Origin of the sequence: Flavonifractor plautii ATCC 29863 (assembly GCF_000239295.1) — a bacterium.
Lineage (GTDB): Bacteria > Bacillota > Clostridia > Oscillospirales > Oscillospiraceae > Flavonifractor > Flavonifractor plautii.
In genome coordinates this window covers 1-16,369 of sequence record NZ_JH417676.1, presented here as the reverse complement: position 1 = coordinate 16,369, position 16,369 = coordinate 1, and the positions used below count along the sequence as shown (strand labels likewise).

20 protein-coding genes are annotated in these 16,369 nt (G+C 57.5%); all 20 read right to left on the bottom strand.

The annotated features are described in order from the left end of the window. The 20 genes from HMPREF0372_RS04210 to HMPREF0372_RS04115 all read right to left on the bottom strand — a co-directional run bounded on the left by HMPREF0372_RS04210 (window position 1) and on the right by HMPREF0372_RS04115 (window position 16,214). Window positions 1-363 (bottom strand): FliO/MopB family protein, encoded by a 363-nt coding sequence (locus tag HMPREF0372_RS04210; protein WP_007489269.1) that lies wholly within the window; start codon window positions 361-363, stop codon window positions 1-3. Window positions 364-376: 13 nt separating this feature from the next. After that, window positions 377-742, bottom strand: a complete 366-nt coding sequence (locus HMPREF0372_RS04205) for a response regulator (RefSeq protein ID WP_007489268.1) — start codon at window positions 740-742, stop codon at window positions 377-379. Between the two features lie 28 nt (window positions 743-770). Continuing rightward, window positions 771-2,027, bottom strand: coding sequence for a flagellar motor switch phosphatase FliY (fliY, locus tag HMPREF0372_RS04200; RefSeq protein WP_007489267.1), 1,257 nt, complete (start codon window positions 2,025-2,027; stop codon window positions 771-773). Between the two features lie 5 nt (window positions 2,028-2,032). Further along, window positions 2,033-3,046, bottom strand: coding sequence for a flagellar motor switch protein FliM (locus tag HMPREF0372_RS04195; RefSeq protein ID WP_039996660.1), 1,014 nt, complete (start codon window positions 3,044-3,046; stop codon window positions 2,033-2,035). A gap of 51 nt (window positions 3,047-3,097) precedes the next feature. Next, window positions 3,098-3,865: an OmpA/MotB family protein gene (locus tag HMPREF0372_RS04190; protein ID WP_007489265.1), complete on the bottom strand. Its 768-nt coding sequence runs from the start codon at window positions 3,863-3,865 to the stop codon at window positions 3,098-3,100. 33 nt (window positions 3,866-3,898) lie between these two features. Further along, window positions 3,899-4,756, bottom strand: a complete 858-nt coding sequence (locus HMPREF0372_RS04185; RefSeq protein WP_007489264.1) for a motility protein A — start codon at window positions 4,754-4,756, stop codon at window positions 3,899-3,901. Between the two features lie 40 nt (window positions 4,757-4,796). Continuing rightward, on the bottom strand, window positions 4,797-5,018 hold the full coding sequence (locus tag HMPREF0372_RS04180; RefSeq protein ID WP_007489263.1) for a flagellar FlbD family protein: 222 nt from the start codon (window positions 5,016-5,018) through the stop codon (window positions 4,797-4,799). Between the two features lie 67 nt (window positions 5,019-5,085). Next, the gene (locus HMPREF0372_RS04175) at window positions 5,086-6,162 is read right to left on the bottom strand and encodes a flagellar hook-basal body complex protein (protein WP_039996659.1); all 1,077 of its coding nucleotides are present in this window, start codon (window positions 6,160-6,162) and stop codon (window positions 5,086-5,088) included. Window positions 6,163-6,274: 112 nt separating this feature from the next. Beyond that, the gene (locus HMPREF0372_RS04170) at window positions 6,275-6,655 is read right to left on the bottom strand and encodes a TIGR02530 family flagellar biosynthesis protein (RefSeq protein WP_007489260.1); all 381 of its coding nucleotides are present in this window, start codon (window positions 6,653-6,655) and stop codon (window positions 6,275-6,277) included. 39 nt (window positions 6,656-6,694) lie between these two features. After that, window positions 6,695-7,300 (bottom strand): flagellar hook assembly protein FlgD, encoded by a 606-nt coding sequence (locus HMPREF0372_RS04165; protein WP_007489259.1) that lies wholly within the window; start codon window positions 7,298-7,300, stop codon window positions 6,695-6,697. A gap of 21 nt (window positions 7,301-7,321) precedes the next feature. Beyond that, complete coding sequence (locus HMPREF0372_RS04160; RefSeq protein WP_007489258.1) at window positions 7,322-8,470, bottom strand: flagellar hook-length control protein FliK; 1,149 nt, start codon at window positions 8,468-8,470, stop codon at window positions 7,322-7,324. 36 nt (window positions 8,471-8,506) lie between these two features. Beyond that, a complete protein-coding gene (locus HMPREF0372_RS04155; RefSeq protein ID WP_007489256.1) occupies window positions 8,507-8,953 on the bottom strand; it encodes a flagellar export protein FliJ in 447 nt (148 codons plus the stop codon). Window positions 8,954-8,970: 17 nt separating this feature from the next. Next, complete coding sequence (locus HMPREF0372_RS04150) at window positions 8,971-10,272, bottom strand: FliI/YscN family ATPase (protein ID WP_007489254.1); 1,302 nt, start codon at window positions 10,270-10,272, stop codon at window positions 8,971-8,973. Window positions 10,273-10,305: 33 nt separating this feature from the next. Next, a complete protein-coding gene (locus HMPREF0372_RS04145; protein WP_007489252.1) occupies window positions 10,306-11,097 on the bottom strand; it encodes a FliH/SctL family protein in 792 nt (263 codons plus the stop codon). Further along, entirely contained in the window at window positions 11,090-12,133 is a 1,044-nt protein-coding gene (gene fliG / locus HMPREF0372_RS04140; protein WP_007489250.1) for a flagellar motor switch protein FliG, read from the bottom strand. Before fliG ends, HMPREF0372_RS04145 begins: the two co-directional genes overlap by 8 nt. Continuing rightward, window positions 12,130-13,737 (bottom strand): flagellar basal-body MS-ring/collar protein FliF, encoded by a 1,608-nt coding sequence (gene fliF, locus HMPREF0372_RS04135; protein ID WP_138307748.1) that lies wholly within the window; start codon window positions 13,735-13,737, stop codon window positions 12,130-12,132. Before fliF ends, fliG begins: the two co-directional genes overlap by 4 nt. Before the next feature lie 27 nt (window positions 13,738-13,764). After that, entirely contained in the window at window positions 13,765-14,094 is a 330-nt protein-coding gene (fliE, locus tag HMPREF0372_RS04130) for a flagellar hook-basal body complex protein FliE (protein ID WP_007489248.1), read from the bottom strand. Window positions 14,095-14,151: 57 nt separating this feature from the next. Beyond that, window positions 14,152-14,601, bottom strand: coding sequence for a flagellar basal body rod protein FlgC (gene flgC / locus HMPREF0372_RS04125; RefSeq protein WP_009260624.1), 450 nt, complete (start codon window positions 14,599-14,601; stop codon window positions 14,152-14,154). A 12-nt stretch (window positions 14,602-14,613) separates the two neighbouring features. Further along, window positions 14,614-14,997 (bottom strand): flagellar basal body rod protein FlgB, encoded by a 384-nt coding sequence (gene flgB / locus HMPREF0372_RS04120; protein ID WP_050810472.1) that lies wholly within the window; start codon window positions 14,995-14,997, stop codon window positions 14,614-14,616. A 284-nt stretch (window positions 14,998-15,281) separates the two neighbouring features. Next, on the bottom strand, window positions 15,282-16,214 hold the full coding sequence (locus tag HMPREF0372_RS04115; protein WP_007489243.1) for a tyrosine-type recombinase/integrase: 933 nt from the start codon (window positions 16,212-16,214) through the stop codon (window positions 15,282-15,284). Window positions 16,215-16,369: the final 155 nt, after the last annotated feature.

Here is a 16,369-nt window from a genome sequence, read left to right as displayed (position 1 = left end):
TTATGGCCTCCTCTGTTGTTTCCGCTGCTCCAGCACGCTGTGCAGCGCTTCCTGGAACCCCATCTTGGGCGCGGCGGCGCCGTCTGCGCCGCCCATCCAGGCCTCGGCCTCCTCGGCAGTGAGCTTTTCCAGACAGGTGATGCTCCCCTGAGTCACCCCCAGGAAATAATACGTTTCGCCCGCGCGGACCAGGAGGAGCCTTTGATCCTTTCCCACCGCCACCTGGTCCAAAATTGTAAGCATCCGCTTTCCCAGGCGGCTTGGACCGCCGCCCTGTCCCCGTCCGGCAACATAGCGGGTAAACAGATAGGCCAGCACCAGGACGCCCAGAATTGCACAGATGGTCCAAAGCACTTCCGGCATTGGCCCGCTCCCGTCAGGGATTCCCCAGGATGGAATTGACCGTTTTCATCAGGCGGTCCTCCTTGAAGGGCTTGACGATAAAATCCTTGATGCCGGCCTGTACCGCCTCGACTACCATGGCCTCCTGGCCCATGGCGGAGCACATCACCACATTGGCCTTGTTGTCCTTGGCGCGGATGGCCTTCAGCGCCTCCAGTCCGTCCATGTTCGGCATGGTGATGTCCATCAGGACCAGATCCGGCTGGAGTTCAAAATACTTTTCCACAGCATCCTTGCCGTCCACCGCCTCGTGCAGGTCGGTAAAGCCATTCTTGGTCAGCGTGTCCCGGATCACCTTCCGCATGAAGGCTGCGTCGTCAACAATCAGAATCTTAGCCATGTTCTTAATCCCCTTTTTTATTTCAGTCTCACTTGAAGTTTGTCAGGCTCCACAGTTCCGGCTTCTGGAGTACCTCTGTGATACGCACGCCGAAGTTATCGTCGATAACCACTACGTCTCCCCGCGCAATGCACAGGCCGTTCACAAAGACATCCACCTGGTCTCCAGCCAGCTTGTCCAGAACAACCAGTGAGCCCTTGGAGAAGGTTAAAATATCCTCTACCTTCCGGCGGGTCCGGCCAATCTCTACCGACACCTCCAGGGGTACGGACATAATCAGCTCCAGGTTTTCCTTCTGTTCGGCTCCCAGCGATTCCGCCGCCGCGAAATTGGGCAGCGCGACCGGCTTGCTGTTAATGACCCGCGGCTCCTGCACCGGGGGCTGATACACAGGCTGCTGATAAACCGGCTGGGGGGAGGCGGCCTGATAGGCCTGGGCCGGCTGGGGAGCTGGCTCCGGCGCCGGGGCTGCGGACATGCTGCCCATCAGCCGTTCGATCTCCTCCTGACTCATCTTTCCGCTGGAAGACGGAGCCGCGGCAGGCTCTGGAGCCGGTGTGGAAACACCGCCGCCCATCAGACGCTCAATTTCTTCCTGGCTCAGCTTCCCGCCTGCGCCGGAGGAGGGCTCCGGCTGTGCGGGCTGTGCGGCTGGGGTGGCATCCGCCTCTGCTTCCCCGGTGTCCTGAATGCCCATCCCAAAGCCAGCCAGCAGCTCCCGGGCCAGCTCCACGGACATGATATTGACAAACTCACTCTTGAGGACGCCCTCTATTTCCAGGATAAAGTGCACCGCCACCAGCATCCCGGTTTCGCTGTGGAAGCGCTCCCTTTTGATCTCCTCCAAATCATCCAGCGAGAAAGACTGGGGCGTTGAGATATTGACCGGACGCCCCAGAAAATCGGACAGAGCAGTGGAGGCCGCACCCATCATCTGGTTCATCAGCTCGCACACCGCACTGATCGTCAGCTCATTGAGCTCGAACTCCTCCTCTGGGATCTCGGTTCCCATCAGCAGCTCTACAATTGCCTTCACATCGCTCCGCTTCAGCAGCATAATATTGCTGCCTTCCAGACCGGAGACATACTTGATTTCCACGCCGATGGCGGGCTCCAGCTCACCCAGGGTAAACTCACTGATGGGTACCACTGTAACCTTCGGCGTCGTAATATCAACGCGGTGATCCAGCAGGTTGGAAACCGCAGTGGCAGAAGAGCCCAGACTGATGTTCATCATTTCGCCGATGGCGTCCAATTCCATCGCGCTAAATATATTCTGCGCCATGTCGCTTATTCGTCCCTTCTTCCCTCGTTATAGTAGTTTTCCCCAATCTTCACTGCCATGGAGTTGTTCTGCACACCCAGCTTCCCACCAAACCATGGCTTTCCTCCAATATACAGATAGATGGGCTCGTCCTTCGGATGTCCCAGGTCAATGCCATCACCTATATTGAGGAAATAGGCATCTTGCAGCTTTACCTCGGTACGGCCCAGCTCGGCCGTGATCTCCAGCGTGGAATCCCGCAGTATATCCATGATTTCATCCGAGTTGTCCTCCCCACTCCCGTGTCCTGCCTGATTTAATGACACAATTCTGGAAAAAATATTGGTCAGCATCATTCCGGGCAGGCAGACATCAACACGGCCGGAGCAGTTTGGAAAGCGGATATTGATCCCAACAATAACAACCGTCTCATCCAGGCCAATGAGCTGTACCAGAGTCGGATTCGTCTCCACTCTGCGCAGCTTGAAATCCAACGCGATATAATTCTCCCAGCTTCCGCCCAGAACGGAAATCAGGTCTTTTACAATGCTTTCATAGAGCCTCAGCTCCAAATTGGTGAAATTGTAGCCGGCGGGGAGTCGGCTGTCCACATCTCCGTCGCCGCCCATCAGGCGGTCCATCATGCTCAGCATCAGCGTAGTGGAAAAGTGGAACAGCACCGGCGTCTCGTCCGGCTGTACCTGCCCCTCCAGCGCTACATCTGCCAGGGCCAACACGTCCCTCTCCAACAGCGCGTTGGAAAACTCGTAATAGCGCTGCTCTTCCACGGATTCCACCTCTATCTCACAGGTGGTATGCAGCAGTCCGTTGATTCTGGAGTTAATGGTCCTGGTGTAATTTTCAAAGACTCCGCTGAGCATTTTAAGCCGGTCTTTGGTAAACCTCCTTGGGCTGTAGAAATCATATTTACGGTATTTTTTCTCGGAACTGCTCTCTGCCTTCGCGGCCAAATCCATCTCGCCGTTACGGGCCGCGTTCAGCAGAGCGTCAATTTGGCTCTGAGATAAAACTTCCGCCATCTTCATCCCTCCTCGGCAGAGTTTGGGCCTTCCCCCCGTCTCCCTGCACACTCAAGGATTGGCAGAAGTACCGGTACTTTCCCGCATGGTATAATATTGTGTAATGTTATCTCCGGCCTCGTCGTCCAGGTCCAGCCCTGTAACAATCAGTTCCACACGCCGGTTTTCCGCACGCCCCGCAGAGGTGTCGTTGCTGGACACGGGACGCCACTCGCCATAGCCCACGCTGACCAGCCGGGCCGGGTCAATTATGTCTTTTTCCTGTAGGTAAATAGTAACCACTGTGGCACGGTTGGAGGCCAGGAAGCGGTCCGCCGTGACGTTGTTCACCTGGCCGGGCACGGCCTGGGCGGTATGACCCAGGACACGGATCTCGTCGATGGAGCTGCTGACCTCTGAAATAATCTGGGAGACTTCGTCCAATACAACCTTGCCCTCATCCCGCAGTTCGTAGCTGTCTCCACTAAAAAACACGGTGTCGTCAAAGGAGATAAAGACGTAGCCGTTTCCTTCGCCCAGTGTCACCTGATTGGCCATTCCAGCCTGTTGGACATAGTCCTGCATCGCCTGGTAGAGCTCCTCCATGTCCTGGTCGATATCCTCCTGGGTTCCGGTTCCCTCACCCCCGGACGCGGAGGGGGGCTGGGTTTCCGTCACCTCCTCGGTGGGGTTAAAGGACTGTACGAGTGCAATCCACTTTTCCTTGTCCAGGGTAGACATGGAGTAGAGCATGACAAAAAAGCACAGCAATAAGGTCACCATATCGCCGTAGGTATCCATCCAGTTGGCACCGCCGCCGCCGCTTTTTTTCTTTTTCATCGTGGGTACCGCCTCCCTGAAGCAAGCCGCGGCTTATTTCTCCTTGCGGCGCTTCCGCTCTTTTTTCTCTCCGGTGCCGCCGCCGGATTCTCCGCCTTCCCGGAGTTTTTGGTTCATAAAGGTCATCAGGCGCTCCCGAAGGAATTTGGGGTTCTCGCCCGACTGGATCGCCATGATGCCTTCCACGATAATCTGACGGCAAAGGATCTCCTCTTCGTCCCGGGCCGTCAGGTTCGACGCGATGGGGTTGAACAGGACATGCGCCAACAGCGAACCATAAAAGGTCGTGATCAGCGCCACCGACATACTGGGACCAAGGGTCTCCATGTCGGAGTCGGAGAGATTCTTCAGCATGTTGATCAGTCCGATCAGGGTACCGATCATACCGAAGGCCGGGGCCGCGTTGGAGCCCCGTTCATACATGGCGATGACCTCCTGATGACGCTCCGAGGTCTGCTCGATATCATTTTCCAGAATGCTGCGCACCCGGTCCGGGTCGTTGGCGTCTACAATGAGCATGATTGCCTGCTGAAAGAAGGGGTCTTCCTGCTCCTTGGCTTTCTCCTCCAAGGCGAGCAGGCCGTTCTTTCGGGCAATCTGCGCCAGCTCGGTCAGCTTCTCCACATATTGTTCCGGATTGAAAGCGTCCAGCCGGAGCATGATTTTGAAGTGCTTGGGGAAGGACTTGGCCAGCTTGGGGTAGCAGGCCACCACCACCGCAAGCGTACCGCCAAGTACGATCAGGATACTGGCGGGATCTACAAAATTGATCAGTGTATCCAGATTGAACGGACCGACCATGAGCCCTCCGGTCCCGCCGGGATCGAAGGTAATTCCGAATATTACAAATACGAACGCCAGGACAATGCCGAGCAAATAAACAATGTTCATCTTTGGTTCTCCTCCCGCACGAAGATGCAGAGCAGACACATCACTCTTTATACCGCTCCACGACGGCTATCTCGCGGTGAATGTCCTGTACCTTGGCGTTATACTTTGCGATCTTCTCGATGATTTCCTCGACCGTGTCCCGTACGATGTAATAGTCGTGATTCATCATGACGATTTTGCTCTCTGGAATCAGCTCAATGCACTCAATTTGGTTGTGGTTGAGCAAAAAACGCTCATTGTTCATTTTTCTCAGTTCAATCATCGTGCCGCCCTCCCCTGCCCAATCCCCCCACGCCTGGCGGCGTGGGGGAGATCGGCAATTCCATTTCTTAGCGCTTCATGTTGACCAGCTCTTCCAGCATGGTGTCGGTCACCGTAACAATGCGGGTATTTGCCTGATAGCCCCGCTGGTAAATAATCATGTTGGCAAACTCGGTGGCCAGATCCGTGCCGGAGGCCTCCAGGAAGCCGGTCATCAGCGTGGCGCCGCTGCCCTCAGCCAGTGCGGAATCGGGGTCAACCACGTTGTTTCCGTCCGTGATCTTGTTATTTCTCAGGTTTCCGGTGACGGAGTTTCCAGGGGTACCCACCCGGATATCCCCAGCGGCATTGCCCGCCGTGTAATAAGGGCCCTCGGTATGAAGCACGCCATTGAGGTTTTCCACACTGCCCAGGGCGATGTAGCCCACCACCACCGGGTCGCCGGTGTCCTTGTTGGTACCAGTGATCTTACCGTTCTTGTCGATGCTGATGTTCTCCAGATCTACAAAGCCGTCCACTGTGGCAGCCGGGTCATTGTCTGGATATACATTCGCACCAGTTTGATCATCCACACCCACATAAACCGCGTCGCCCTTGCTGTTCGGGTCGGTAGACTTCATAGGAAGGCGGATGGGAACCAAGTCAGTGCTGGGCTTATCTCCCGGCGTGGTTCCGGGATCATCCCCGTTGGACCGCGTGATAAATCCATAGACCACGTTGCCCTGTCCGTCCGTCAAATAGCCGTCCCGGAACTCAAAGTTGCCCACCCGGGTCAGGGTTAGTCCCTTGAGGGCGTCCATGCTGTCGATATCGTGGGTCTTATCTCCCACCAGGAAAAAGCCGTCGCCCTGAATGGCGCAGTCCATCCCCCGTCCGGTGGAGTCCAGACTCTGACTGCTCATATCCAGGTCGATGGTGCCGACGCCCACGCCATAGCCGATCTGCTGGGGATTAGTGCCGCCCACCGTAGTTGTTCCGGCGGAGCCGGCGGACTGGGTGCTGTAGATACTCTCTTTAAACGTCACCCGGCCGGGCTTGTAGCCCTGGGTATTCACGTTTGCTACGTTGTTGCCCACTACGTTCAGTGCATCCATGTGGGCCTTCAGGCCGGAAATACCGGCACTCATTGCTCCTGTCAAAGCCATTTGGATTCGCTCTCCTTTGCGTGCTCTGATTCATTGTCATTTCTCCGGCACCGCCGGGGGACGGCCCATCCGGCCTCCCCCAGGACATCCTTTCGGTCCTGCCCTCTGTGATTCACAGGATCACGGCGCCGTCAATGTTGGTAAAGATATTCTCCTTCATCTCGTCCTGGGACAGGGTGGTAATCACCCGGTTGTGGGGGACATTGATGATAAAGGCGAGGCTCTGGTCCAGCGCCAGGATATTCGTCGCTCCCTTGGCCTGCGCCCGCTCTACGGAGTCGGTCAGCCGGTCCAGAAGGGCGGGTGTCACTGCGATCCCGCGCTCCTCCGCCCGCGCGATGGCGTGCTTGGAAAAGGCGATCTGCCGCTCATCTGCCCGGGCTAGCTCCTGCTGAAGCACTGCTCCAAAGCCGGAAGAGGTCTGTTTCCCGGTGCTGTATGTATGGCCCCGTCCCAGCGCGGGGCTGCCGAGGCCCTCTACCGCATGCTCCATTCCGCTCTATCCCTCCTTTGGACGGCCCCTGCCGCCCGCTCAAATCGTCCGGGCGCTCTCCTCCGGCGGATTCTCTCCGCCTTCTCCCGTTCCGTCGCCGTCACCGCCCTCACCGGGCCCCTCGGGCTCCTCCGGAATCTCCGGCAGCTTGCCCACCGCCATGATGGAATTGAGAGGATACATCTCGTCATTGACGAAGATCACCGGTACACCCTGATAGTTTCCGGTGCCCGTCACGACTCCCTCAATCTCCTGGAGCTTCCCGTCTTCGTCATATTGGCCCACCGTGACGGTTTTCCCTACCAGGGAGGCCGCATAGGTCAGGGTGCTGGCATCCACCAGGGTCTCCAGTCCGGTCTTAACGCTGGACAGCATCTGTACGGTGGACATCTGCACAAGCTGGTTAAGCATTTCGCCGGTATCCGTGGTGTTGTCAATGGTCTGGTTCTGAAGCTGCTGCACCATCAATTGGAGAAAGTCGTTAAAGTCCAGGCCCATGTCGTTCTCTCCCGGCTTGTTTACCGGAATGCCCAGCTCCTCCAGCTCTTCCTCCGTAATGCGGGAGCTCGCACCACTGCCGGCAGCCCGCGCGCTCTGCTGTCGGGCCAGACTGTCCAGCGCCATCGGCATAAATTCACTGCTCATTGCGTGCTACTCCTTTTTCTGTTACTCCGCTTCTACGCCCAGCAAGCCCAGCCGAAGCTGCTGCAGGAAGTCCTCTGTACTCTGGCGCTGCCGTCCCTGTTCCTGTGGGTTGCGGCCGTGCTGCTGTCCGGGCTGCTGCTCCGGCTGCTGCCAGGGCTGCTCTCCCTGCTGGGGCCGGGGCACCTCCACCTGGATCTCGCCGCTGTGGCTGCCGTGCAGCATGGATACCAGCGTCGCGGAGTGCTCCTGAAGCAGCTTCATGGCCTGTTCGTTCTCCGCGTGGAATACGATGTGCAGTACACCGTCCTTCCCCTGCGTCAGCTCGACAGACAGCTTTCCCAGATGCTCGGGCGCCAGCTTCAGCTCGACATGCCTGGCTCCCTCCTGCTCCGCTTCGGTAATGGCCTTTGCCAGCCTGGGTGCAAAATCGGGCTCCGTGGCGTCCAAGGTATCCGCCTCGCCCACCTTCACCGGCATGTGCTCTGTCCGGTCAAAGAGCGGCTGCGCCGCCCCCTCCGTCTGCACACTGTCCAGCTCGGGCAGCTCCTGCTCCCCGCCGGCCGGACGGCCCGCCGTCTCTCCAGCGTCCGCCGGGGTCTGCGCGCCGCTCTCCCGGGCCGCAGGGGTAACCGCCTGGGCCGTGGCTGTACCGCCATCCTCCGCGGCAGGAAGGACCTCCGCCTGGACCGTGGACTCCGCCTCACCCGCAAGCGCCGGCTCCGCCGGTACCGGGAGCTGCTCCCCTCCGGCGGTCTGCTGCCCGGGCTGAAGCAATACGGCCCCTTCTTCCGCCGCAGCCGGAGCTTGGGCCATGCCGGGAACCGCAGTCTGCGGGACCTGCTGGAGGGATACGTCGCCCTCTGGCGCTGCCTGGGCGCCCATCAGCAGGCTCCGGAACAGCTCCTCCAGCCCCGGCGCCTGGGGTACGGACTGCGCACCCTGGCTGAGCGCACCCCCATCGGCCGCAGCCGGAACCTCACCCTTTTGGCTCTCCGGAACCGCGCGTCCGGTTTCCGTTCCGGCCGCCTCCACCCGCTTCTCTGCCAGCAGAGTGGAGAAGTCCCGCCGGTCACCGGCATCCTCCGTCCGGCCGCTGACCGGCGGAGTGGTGTTTTGGGCAATCTGTGTGGCTGCCAAGGTCATCTGAAGCAATAAATCAGTTGTATTCATGGTTCTCACCTCCTTTCAAGGTGTGGCTCCGGGCGGTCAAACCGCCGTCCGGACCCGGGCTGCGGTCACCAGCTCCTCAATCAGCAGTTCCTCGCCCTTCTGCACCTGCTTCTGATAGTCCTCCCACTTCTTGTCCCTGAGCTTTTCCAGGGAGGCGGTATCCTGCCGGGCGGCCACTACCTGCCTGCGCTTCTCCTCCGCTGCGGCCTCGTACTCCCGCAGGCGCTTGGCCTCCCGCTGGATCTCATCCTCCAGAAAGCGCAGGCCGCTCTCATACCGCAGGGCCTCGGCTATGGTCAGGCCCTCCGTCTCCGCCTGCCGGAATTCCAGGTTCAGGCCCCGGTAGCGCTCCTCCGCCGCCTGGAGCACCAGCTCCTGCTGCCGTACCTGGTAAAGGAGTTGTCCATGCTCATTCTGCAGCTCCTCCAGCACCTGCTGCTTGTAGCTCAACACCGTATTCAGGCTGAACTGGAACCGCTTCATCCCTGTCCCCTCTTCTCTTACAGGAGCTTCCGCATGGCCTCCAGATCCTCCTCATAGGAGAACGCCTCGTCCACTCCCTGGGTCAAAAACTGGTTGATCCCGTCCATCTTTCCCAAAGCATAATCCAGCCTTGGGTTGGTGCCCGCCTTGTACGCGCCCACGGAAACCAGATCGGCATTTTTCTCATAAATCCCCATCACGTCCCGCACCCGGGCCGCAAGCCGCTTGTGCTCGTCGGAGACGATGTCCGCCATCAAACGGGAGATGCTGGCCCCAATGTCAATGGCCGGAAAATGGTTGCTGTTAGCCAGCCGCCGGGAAAGCACGATGTGCCCATCCAGAATACCGCGCACCGTGTCCGCGATGGGCTCATTGGTGTCGTCGCCCTCCACCAGCACGGTATAGACCCCTGTGATGGAGCCCTTCTGGAAGTTACCGCTGCGTTCCAGCAGCTTGGGCAGCTCGGCGTAGATGGATGGGGTGTAGCCGCGGCTTACCGGCGGCTCACCCACCGCCAGGCCAATCTCCCGCTGGGCCATGGCAAACCGGGTCAGCGAGTCCATCATCAGCAGCACGTCATACCCCTGGTCCTGGAAGAACTCCGCAATTCCGGTGGCCACGGAGGGGCACTGCTTGCGCAGCATGGCGGGCTGGTCAGAGGTAGCCACCACCAGGATAGACCGCCGCATCCCCTCCGGCCCCAGATCCTTTTCCATGAATTCCAGCACCTCGCGGCCGCGCTCCCCCACCAGGGCGATGACGTTGATATCCGCCTTTACATTTTTGGCAATCATGCCCATTAGGGTACTCTTGCCCACGCCGGAGCCGGCAAAAATGCCGATACGCTGTCCCTTTCCGATGGTCAGCATGCTGTCAATGGCCTTGACGCCGAACTCCATCCGCTCCCGGATGGGAGGGCGGGTCATGGGGTTGATGTAGTGGTTGTTCTCCACACAGAACAGCGTGCCGCCCTGAAAGGGGCCCTTGCCGTCGATGGGCTGCCCCAGTGCATTAATCACCCGCCCCTTCAGGAAGGGGCCCATGCGCAGGCTGAGCCTCCGCCCGGTGTTGCGCACAAAATTTCCCGCAGAGATACCGCTCATGTCTGAATAGGGCATCAGCAGGATGTGGTCATTCTTAAAGCCAACCACCTCGGCCATTACCTGGCCGCCCGCGTCCCCGTTGTAGATCTGACAGATATCACCCACAGCGGCCCGTCCGCCGGATGCCTCGATGGACATGCCGACGATATTTTCAATTTTCCCCGTATAACTGATCGTCTCGGCCCGCTGAATCTGCCGGATCATCTCCTGGAACATGGCTTTGGGTCCCTTCCTTGCGCTGCCTCCGCCCTATATCTCGTGTATCAGGTCGCGGATATTCTTGAGCTGTGTGGAGGCGCTGGCATCAATGATCTCATCGGGCATCTCAATGATGCAGGTGCCCGCCTCATCGTCGGACAGCGGAATGATTTTGATGTGGTCGGACAGGCCGGCCAGAGCCGTCATCAGCTCCGGCGTAATGGCAGCCACCTCCTTGGCGGCACAGCCGCCCACGTAGATGTGCACCCACTCCCGCCGCTTGAGCTTTTCAGTGGCCACTTGGATCATCCGTGCCACCACCTCACTGCTGCTGTTCAGGCTGACATGGATCACCTTTTCCGCAATGGCCAGGCTGAGCTCACACAGCTCGCCCCGCGTCTCCCGCAGCAGCTCCTCCCGGGCGGCGGTGGCCTTTTCCAAAAAAGCCTGCAACTCCTCGGCCTGCTGCTCCCGCTGCTTCTGCAGCTCCGCCTGGCCCTCGACCCCGGCCTGCCGCAGCCCTTCTGCATAGCCCTGCCGGTAGCCCTCAGACTGGGCCTGCTGGCGCACCTGCTCGGCCTCCTGCTCCGCCTCCATCTGCCGCCGGGCCAGGTAGTCCTCCGCCTGCCGCCTGGCATCCTCCAGAATCTTCTCCGCCTGAATCTGTGCAAAGTCGACCGCGCTGGGGGTATCCTTTTCCTCTGTCTCTGGAGCTGATTCCTCCGGCTCTCCCTCTTGCTCGCCCGCGGTATCCGCCGGCTCCTCCTCCACAAGCTCCTCCACGTCCGGAAACACAAAGTCGGAGGCGTTGGGCTGCAAAAAGCGTTTGAATATATTAGGCAATAATATCGTCCTTTCCGCCCTTGAGGATAATCAGCTCGTTTTTCTCCTCCAGATCCCGGATGATCCCCACGATGCGCTGCTGGGCCTCCTCCACATCGCGCAGGCGGACGTTGGTGGTGATCTCCAGATCGTCCCGGATGCTCTGGGCCATACGGGTGGACATATTCTGGAAGATCTTGTTGGAAACCTCGCTGTTGGCGCCCTTGAGGGCCAGCACCAGATCCTTGGGATCGCAGTCCCGCAGGAAACGCTGTACCGAGCGCTCATCCATGGTGACGATATCTTCAAACACGAACATCCGCTTCCGGATCTCGTCAGCCAGCTCGGCATTATGCTCAGACAGATGGTCGAAAATACTTTTTTCACTGGTGCGGTCCAGGTTGTTCATCACACCCGCCACATAGTCCACACCGCCCACCTTGACCTGGTTGGAAGTAAGCAGGTTTGTAAACTTTTTCTCCATTTCCGCCTCAATGATTTTTACGGCGGTCGGAGACGCGCTTTCCATATTGGCGATGCTCTCCACCACCCGTACTTGGGTATTGGAGTCCAATTCCTCCACCACGGCGGCCGCCTTCTCCGGGTCAATATAGGAGAGCACCAGCGCAATCGTCTGAGGCCGCTCGTGCTGCAGCGCCGCAAACAGCGACTTGCCATCCGCCTTGTTGAGAAAAGAGAATTCCCGGTTTTTTAAGGACTTGGTTACTTTTTCCAGCAAGTTGTCTGCGGCCTGTTCTCCAAACGCCTTTTCGAGAACCGCGCGGGCGTACTCCAGGCCGCCTTCCGTTACAGCCTTGTTGGTCAGGCACATCTGGTAGTACTCATTCAGGACATCTTCTGTAGTGGCGGCATCTACATAGCCCAGCTTTGCAACCTCCAGGGTGATCTGTTCCACATCATCGGGATCCATGTACTGATAGAGCTGGGATGCCTTCTCCGCGCCAAGAGAGATCACTACGGCCGCTGCCTTTTGCTGTCTCGTCAACTGTTTTGCAGCTTGAGAAGCGGCTGCCCCTCCGGTAGCTGTCTCGCTCATTCGCCATCCCCCTCACGCAGCCAGCTCTTGACCATCTGAGCTGCAATCTCTGGATTGTCCTCGGCAAACTTCCGGACATCCTTCCGCAGTTCCATACTCTTTTCCGTCTGAAGATTCATAATATCCGCCCCTTCCTGCGGCGTGAGCGGAGCGGTCTCCGTCTGGGCCACGGCGGCCAGTCCCGCCGCCTCCAGTTCTTTGCGCCGCTTCCGGCGGCGCCGGCCCAGCAGGAGGATCACCAGCAGGAGTACCAGGAACAGCACGCCGCCTCCTGCGGCCGCGTAGATCACCCAGGCCGGGATTCCCTCCGGCACCGGGAGCACAGGCTCATCCGCCTGGTAGAAGGGGCTGATCAACACCGAGATCTTGTCCCGCTGATCTGCCGTGGCGATGCCCGCTGCCCGGGCAACGTGAGGATACAGCGCGGCCGCATCCGTACCGTCCGCCGCCGCCTGATTGATCGTGACGGATACCATGACATCGCTCACTGTGCCCGACAGGTGCTCCACCTGCTGATTCGTCTCATCCACCAGGTATTTTTTATCTCCGGAGACGTGGACGATCTGGCCTTCTCCATCCGCCTCCCCGTCCTCGTTCACATACTGGTTCAGATCAGCATTGGTGCTCGTACCAGGCACACCTCCGGCCGTGTCGCCGCCGGGAAGGAGGATGTCCCCCTCATAGATCTTCTCCCCGATGATACCCTCACCGCCGGTACTGCCGTCATTGGCCCAGTCCTCCAGATTGTAATCGGTGGAGTCCGTATAGCTGCGGTCCAGATCCACAATGCTGTTGACACTGACTTTGACGTTCTCCGTACCGTAAATCGGTGTGAGTACCTGTAGCACGCTGGTGCGGATTTTATTATTGATCTGCTCCTCCAACTGGAGCTTCAGCGTGGACAAATCCTGGATATCCGTAAAGGTATCCCCCGCAGAATAGGTGTTCCCGTAAGAGTCTGTGATGGTGACATTGTCAATTTCCAGTCCCTGAACGGAGTGGCTGACAAAATTGCGGATGCCCTGCACCTGCTTTTGAGTGAGCTCTGCTCCGTCCCGCATGGTCACAAAAACGGCGGCGCTGGCATCATACTTGTTTTCGCTGTCCAGAATGAAGGTGTTGTCCTCCCCCGGCGTGATATCCACGACGGCCTCCTGGACCCCGTCAAAGCAACGAACCACCGCCGCAATGCGATCCTGGAGCTCATAGAGCTCCAACTGCTCCCGTTCTCCCTCCGTGGTCAGGCTCCCCACATGATCCAAATACATGGAGTAGGCGAAGCCGGACTTGGGGTAGCCCTGCTGGGCCAACGCCGCCTTGAGCCGTACCTCCTGCTCCGCCGGCACCAGAATTGTATCGCTTCCCTCAATCCGGTAATCGGCCATTCCCTGCTCGGACAGATAGGACACAATTTCATTTAATTCCGTCTGATTGAGCCCGGTGAACAGGGTCGTATAGGGCTGGTTCATCTGCATCGCCAATACGACTGCAACGACAGCCACGACCGCAATCAGGCCGGCTATCAGGAAGAGCTTCACCTTTTTCCCGGCCGCCTTCCACCAGCCTGCCACCTTGCCCAGGTATCCTTTTATTTTCTCCTGCACACTTGTTACCCCCAGCTCCGGCAAACCTTACACGCTGAGGCGCATAAGTTCGTTATAGGACTCCACTGCCTTATTTCTGAGCTGAATCAACAGTTCCAGCGACGCCTGCGCCTCCGTGATGGAAGTCATCAGCGCCGCCGGATTGTCCAGTTGGCCGGTAGCGAGTTGATATGCCACCTCATTTTTGGCCGCGTCCGTCTCCCGTACGCGGTCAATGGCCGACTGAAAAATATCAGAAAACAGGGTCGGCTGGGTACGCCGGGTACCGCCCACTTCCGCGCCCGCATCCAGGCGCATGCCCTCTGTCTGCAAGTCCGTCCACAGCGGCTGAATCCTATCGATTGCTTGCACACTCATACTCGTCTCTCCTTCGTGTGTCCCGTGCAAAACCGTCCCATTCCCTGCGGCACAGGCTTACTTTCCGATCTCCAGTCCCTTGGCCACGACCTGCTTCAGGACGTTAAATGCAGTAATGTTGGCCGACAGCGCCTGATTGGCCGCCATGGCGTCCGACATCTCTTTGATCAAATCCACGTTGGGCATCTCCACATACCCCTCCGCATTTGCATCCGGGTGGGTCGGGTCATACACCAGCTTAAAATCCGAGGGATCCTCGGCGATCTCCACCACACGCACCCCTCCGGCCTGGGCGGGAGCCGCCGCGCTTCCGGCGCGGGCCAGCGCCAACTGAAACGGCGTGCGCTCCCCCTGCTCCTCCAGCACCACAACCTTTCTCCGATAGGGGCCGCCCCCCTCGGTACGGGTGGTGTTGATGTTCGTTATATTTTCAGAGATCACATCCAGGCGCAGCATTTCCGCAGTCAGAGCCGAGCCTACCACGTTCATTGAACTCATAAACGCCACTTTGATTCCCCCTTATCCCCGGATTGCGGTACGCAGCAGCGACAGTTCACCCGAAATAGCACTCATGACATACTGGAGCTGATAGCCATTTCGCGCCAGCTCCACCGACTGCTCCATAATATCCACCCCATTGTCGTCCATCCGGACGCTCTCCTGCGCCTCGTGAAGCTGTACCGGGGTGTCTGCAATTGCCTCACGCATGGCGGCGCCCGGCTGGGGCTTGTCCGCCGCGGCCTGGACCGCATCCCTCAGGCTCTCCTCAAATGTGACATATTGGGTCTTGTAACCGGGGGTTTCTGCGTTGGCCAGATTATTTAAAATACAGTCCTGCTTGCTCCAAAGAAATCCCATGGACCGCTGAAGCATCAGCATGGAGTTGCTGGTCAGAATATTCACAACAGCGCCTTCCTTCCCTCTTTTTTGGGTGGTTCCTATAAACAGCCGGCTTGATTCAACAACATAATGAGACATTATGTTATTAAACCAAGTCGGATATTTTGCAATTATGAAGCAGCTTTTTTAGATAATGGAGTATAGGCGAAGACTTACTCGGAGCGGCTTCTTATCATACATATAAAACAACTGCGATTTTCACAACTGTAGCCAAAAAATAAACTTCTGTTTTTGCGAATATGGGACTTGAAGTAAATAGAAATATGGTATAAAATTAGAGTCGTATTTTAGGGGATTTTGTCGAGTGCATAACAACATAATGTCTCATTATGTTGTTCCTGATTTTGGCATGCCGCTTGATACGGAACTGTCAGGTGAAGCGATTCTAACTGTTCCCGGTGTTCCGCCCCGCTGGAGACAACGTAGATCCGGGTCGTGTTGACATTTTCATGCCCAAGGATATCCGCCAGACGCGAGATATCCTTTTCTTTTTTATAAAAAGTACGGGCAAACAGGTGTCTTAGGTTGTGCGGATATACTTTTTCCGGCCCAACCTGTGCAGATTTGCACAGCCGTTTCATGGCATTCCAAATGTTGCTGCGGTTCAGTGTCCGCCCCCCGCGGGTAACAAAAATTGGTCCATCCTGGATTCCACGCTCCCTGGCATAGTCCAGCAAATTTCGGCACAGCTCCTTTGGTATCAGTATGATACGGCTTTTCCCCTTATTGCTTGCAATTGCTCTTCCAAGACGGGCCGCTTCCACCGTGATATAGGCAAGTTCACTTACCCGAATTCCAGTCGCACAAATCGTCTGAATCGCCAGGTGGAGCCGCATGTCCCCATTTCGTCGGGCTGCCTCCAGCAGGCGGAAGTATTCGGCCTGGCTCAACTCTTTTTTCTTATCGCAGAAGGTCTGCCGCTGTACCTTAAGCGGCTTGACGCAGCAGTCCCCGGCCCCTTGGAAGCGTAAAAACTGGTTCAGTGCAATCAGCATGGAATTGGTACTGCGCACAGCGTAACGCTCCGCCAGCCAGGCCTTGTATTGGATTACATCCTCCTTACAGACGGTCTGTTTTCCGTGATACGATAAAAAGCGTCGAACATCATGAGTATATTTTTGGATGGTCGCTTCTCTCTTTTCATCCAATATAAGCTGCTTTCTAAACGATTCCACTGCATTTTCCGCCAATTGATAGGTCTGATTCACTAATTTTTGCATACTGGTTTTATTCCCTCCATTTCATTTATAGTAATACCCATTTTAGTCTTTTCACATAATGAAATCCAGAAAGCTATTATTTTAGATATTTCTTACACTATTAGTCCATAAAACGCAAAAGGCCCCCCGGCCATAGTGTTTCCACTATGGCCGGG

What these genes read in the sequence shown, in the direction of transcription:
- HMPREF0372_RS04210 (WP_007489269.1), bottom strand. Translation starts at nt 363, where the DNA reads ATGCCGGAAGTGCTTTGGACCATCTGTGCAATTCTGGGCGTCCTGGTG.
- HMPREF0372_RS04205 (WP_007489268.1), bottom strand. Translation starts at nt 742, where the DNA reads ATGGCTAAGATTCTGATTGTTGACGACGCAGCCTTCATGCGGAAGGTG.
- fliY (WP_007489267.1), bottom strand. Translation starts at nt 2,027, where the DNA reads ATGGCGCAGAATATATTTAGCGCGATGGAATTGGACGCCATCGGCGAA.
- HMPREF0372_RS04195 (WP_039996660.1), bottom strand. Translation starts at nt 3,046, where the DNA reads ATGGCGGAAGTTTTATCTCAGAGCCAAATTGACGCTCTGCTGAACGCG.
- HMPREF0372_RS04190 (WP_007489265.1), bottom strand. Translation starts at nt 3,865, where the DNA reads ATGAAAAAGAAAAAAAGCGGCGGCGGCGGTGCCAACTGGATGGATACC.
- HMPREF0372_RS04185 (WP_007489264.1), bottom strand. Translation starts at nt 4,756, where the DNA reads ATGAACATTGTTTATTTGCTCGGCATTGTCCTGGCGTTCGTATTTGTA.
- HMPREF0372_RS04180 (WP_007489263.1), bottom strand. Translation starts at nt 5,018, where the DNA reads ATGATTGAACTGAGAAAAATGAACAATGAGCGTTTTTTGCTCAACCAC.
- HMPREF0372_RS04175 (WP_039996659.1), bottom strand. Translation starts at nt 6,162, where the DNA reads ATGGCTTTGACAGGAGCAATGAGTGCCGGTATTTCCGGCCTGAAGGCC.
- HMPREF0372_RS04170 (WP_007489260.1), bottom strand. Translation starts at nt 6,655, where the DNA reads ATGGAGCATGCGGTAGAGGGCCTCGGCAGCCCCGCGCTGGGACGGGGC.
- HMPREF0372_RS04165 (WP_007489259.1), bottom strand. Translation starts at nt 7,300, where the DNA reads ATGAGCAGTGAATTTATGCCGATGGCGCTGGACAGTCTGGCCCGACAG.
- HMPREF0372_RS04160 (WP_007489258.1), bottom strand. Translation starts at nt 8,470, where the DNA reads ATGAATACAACTGATTTATTGCTTCAGATGACCTTGGCAGCCACACAG.
- HMPREF0372_RS04155 (WP_007489256.1), bottom strand. Translation starts at nt 8,953, where the DNA reads ATGAAGCGGTTCCAGTTCAGCCTGAATACGGTGTTGAGCTACAAGCAG.
- HMPREF0372_RS04150 (WP_007489254.1), bottom strand. Translation starts at nt 10,272, where the DNA reads ATGTTCCAGGAGATGATCCGGCAGATTCAGCGGGCCGAGACGATCAGT.
- fliG (WP_007489250.1), bottom strand. Translation starts at nt 12,133, where the DNA reads ATGAGCGAGACAGCTACCGGAGGGGCAGCCGCTTCTCAAGCTGCAAAA.
- fliE (WP_007489248.1), bottom strand. Translation starts at nt 14,094, where the DNA reads ATGAGTGTGCAAGCAATCGATAGGATTCAGCCGCTGTGGACGGACTTG.
- HMPREF0372_RS04115 (WP_007489243.1), bottom strand. Translation starts at nt 16,214, where the DNA reads ATGCAAAAATTAGTGAATCAGACCTATCAATTGGCGGAAAATGCAGTG.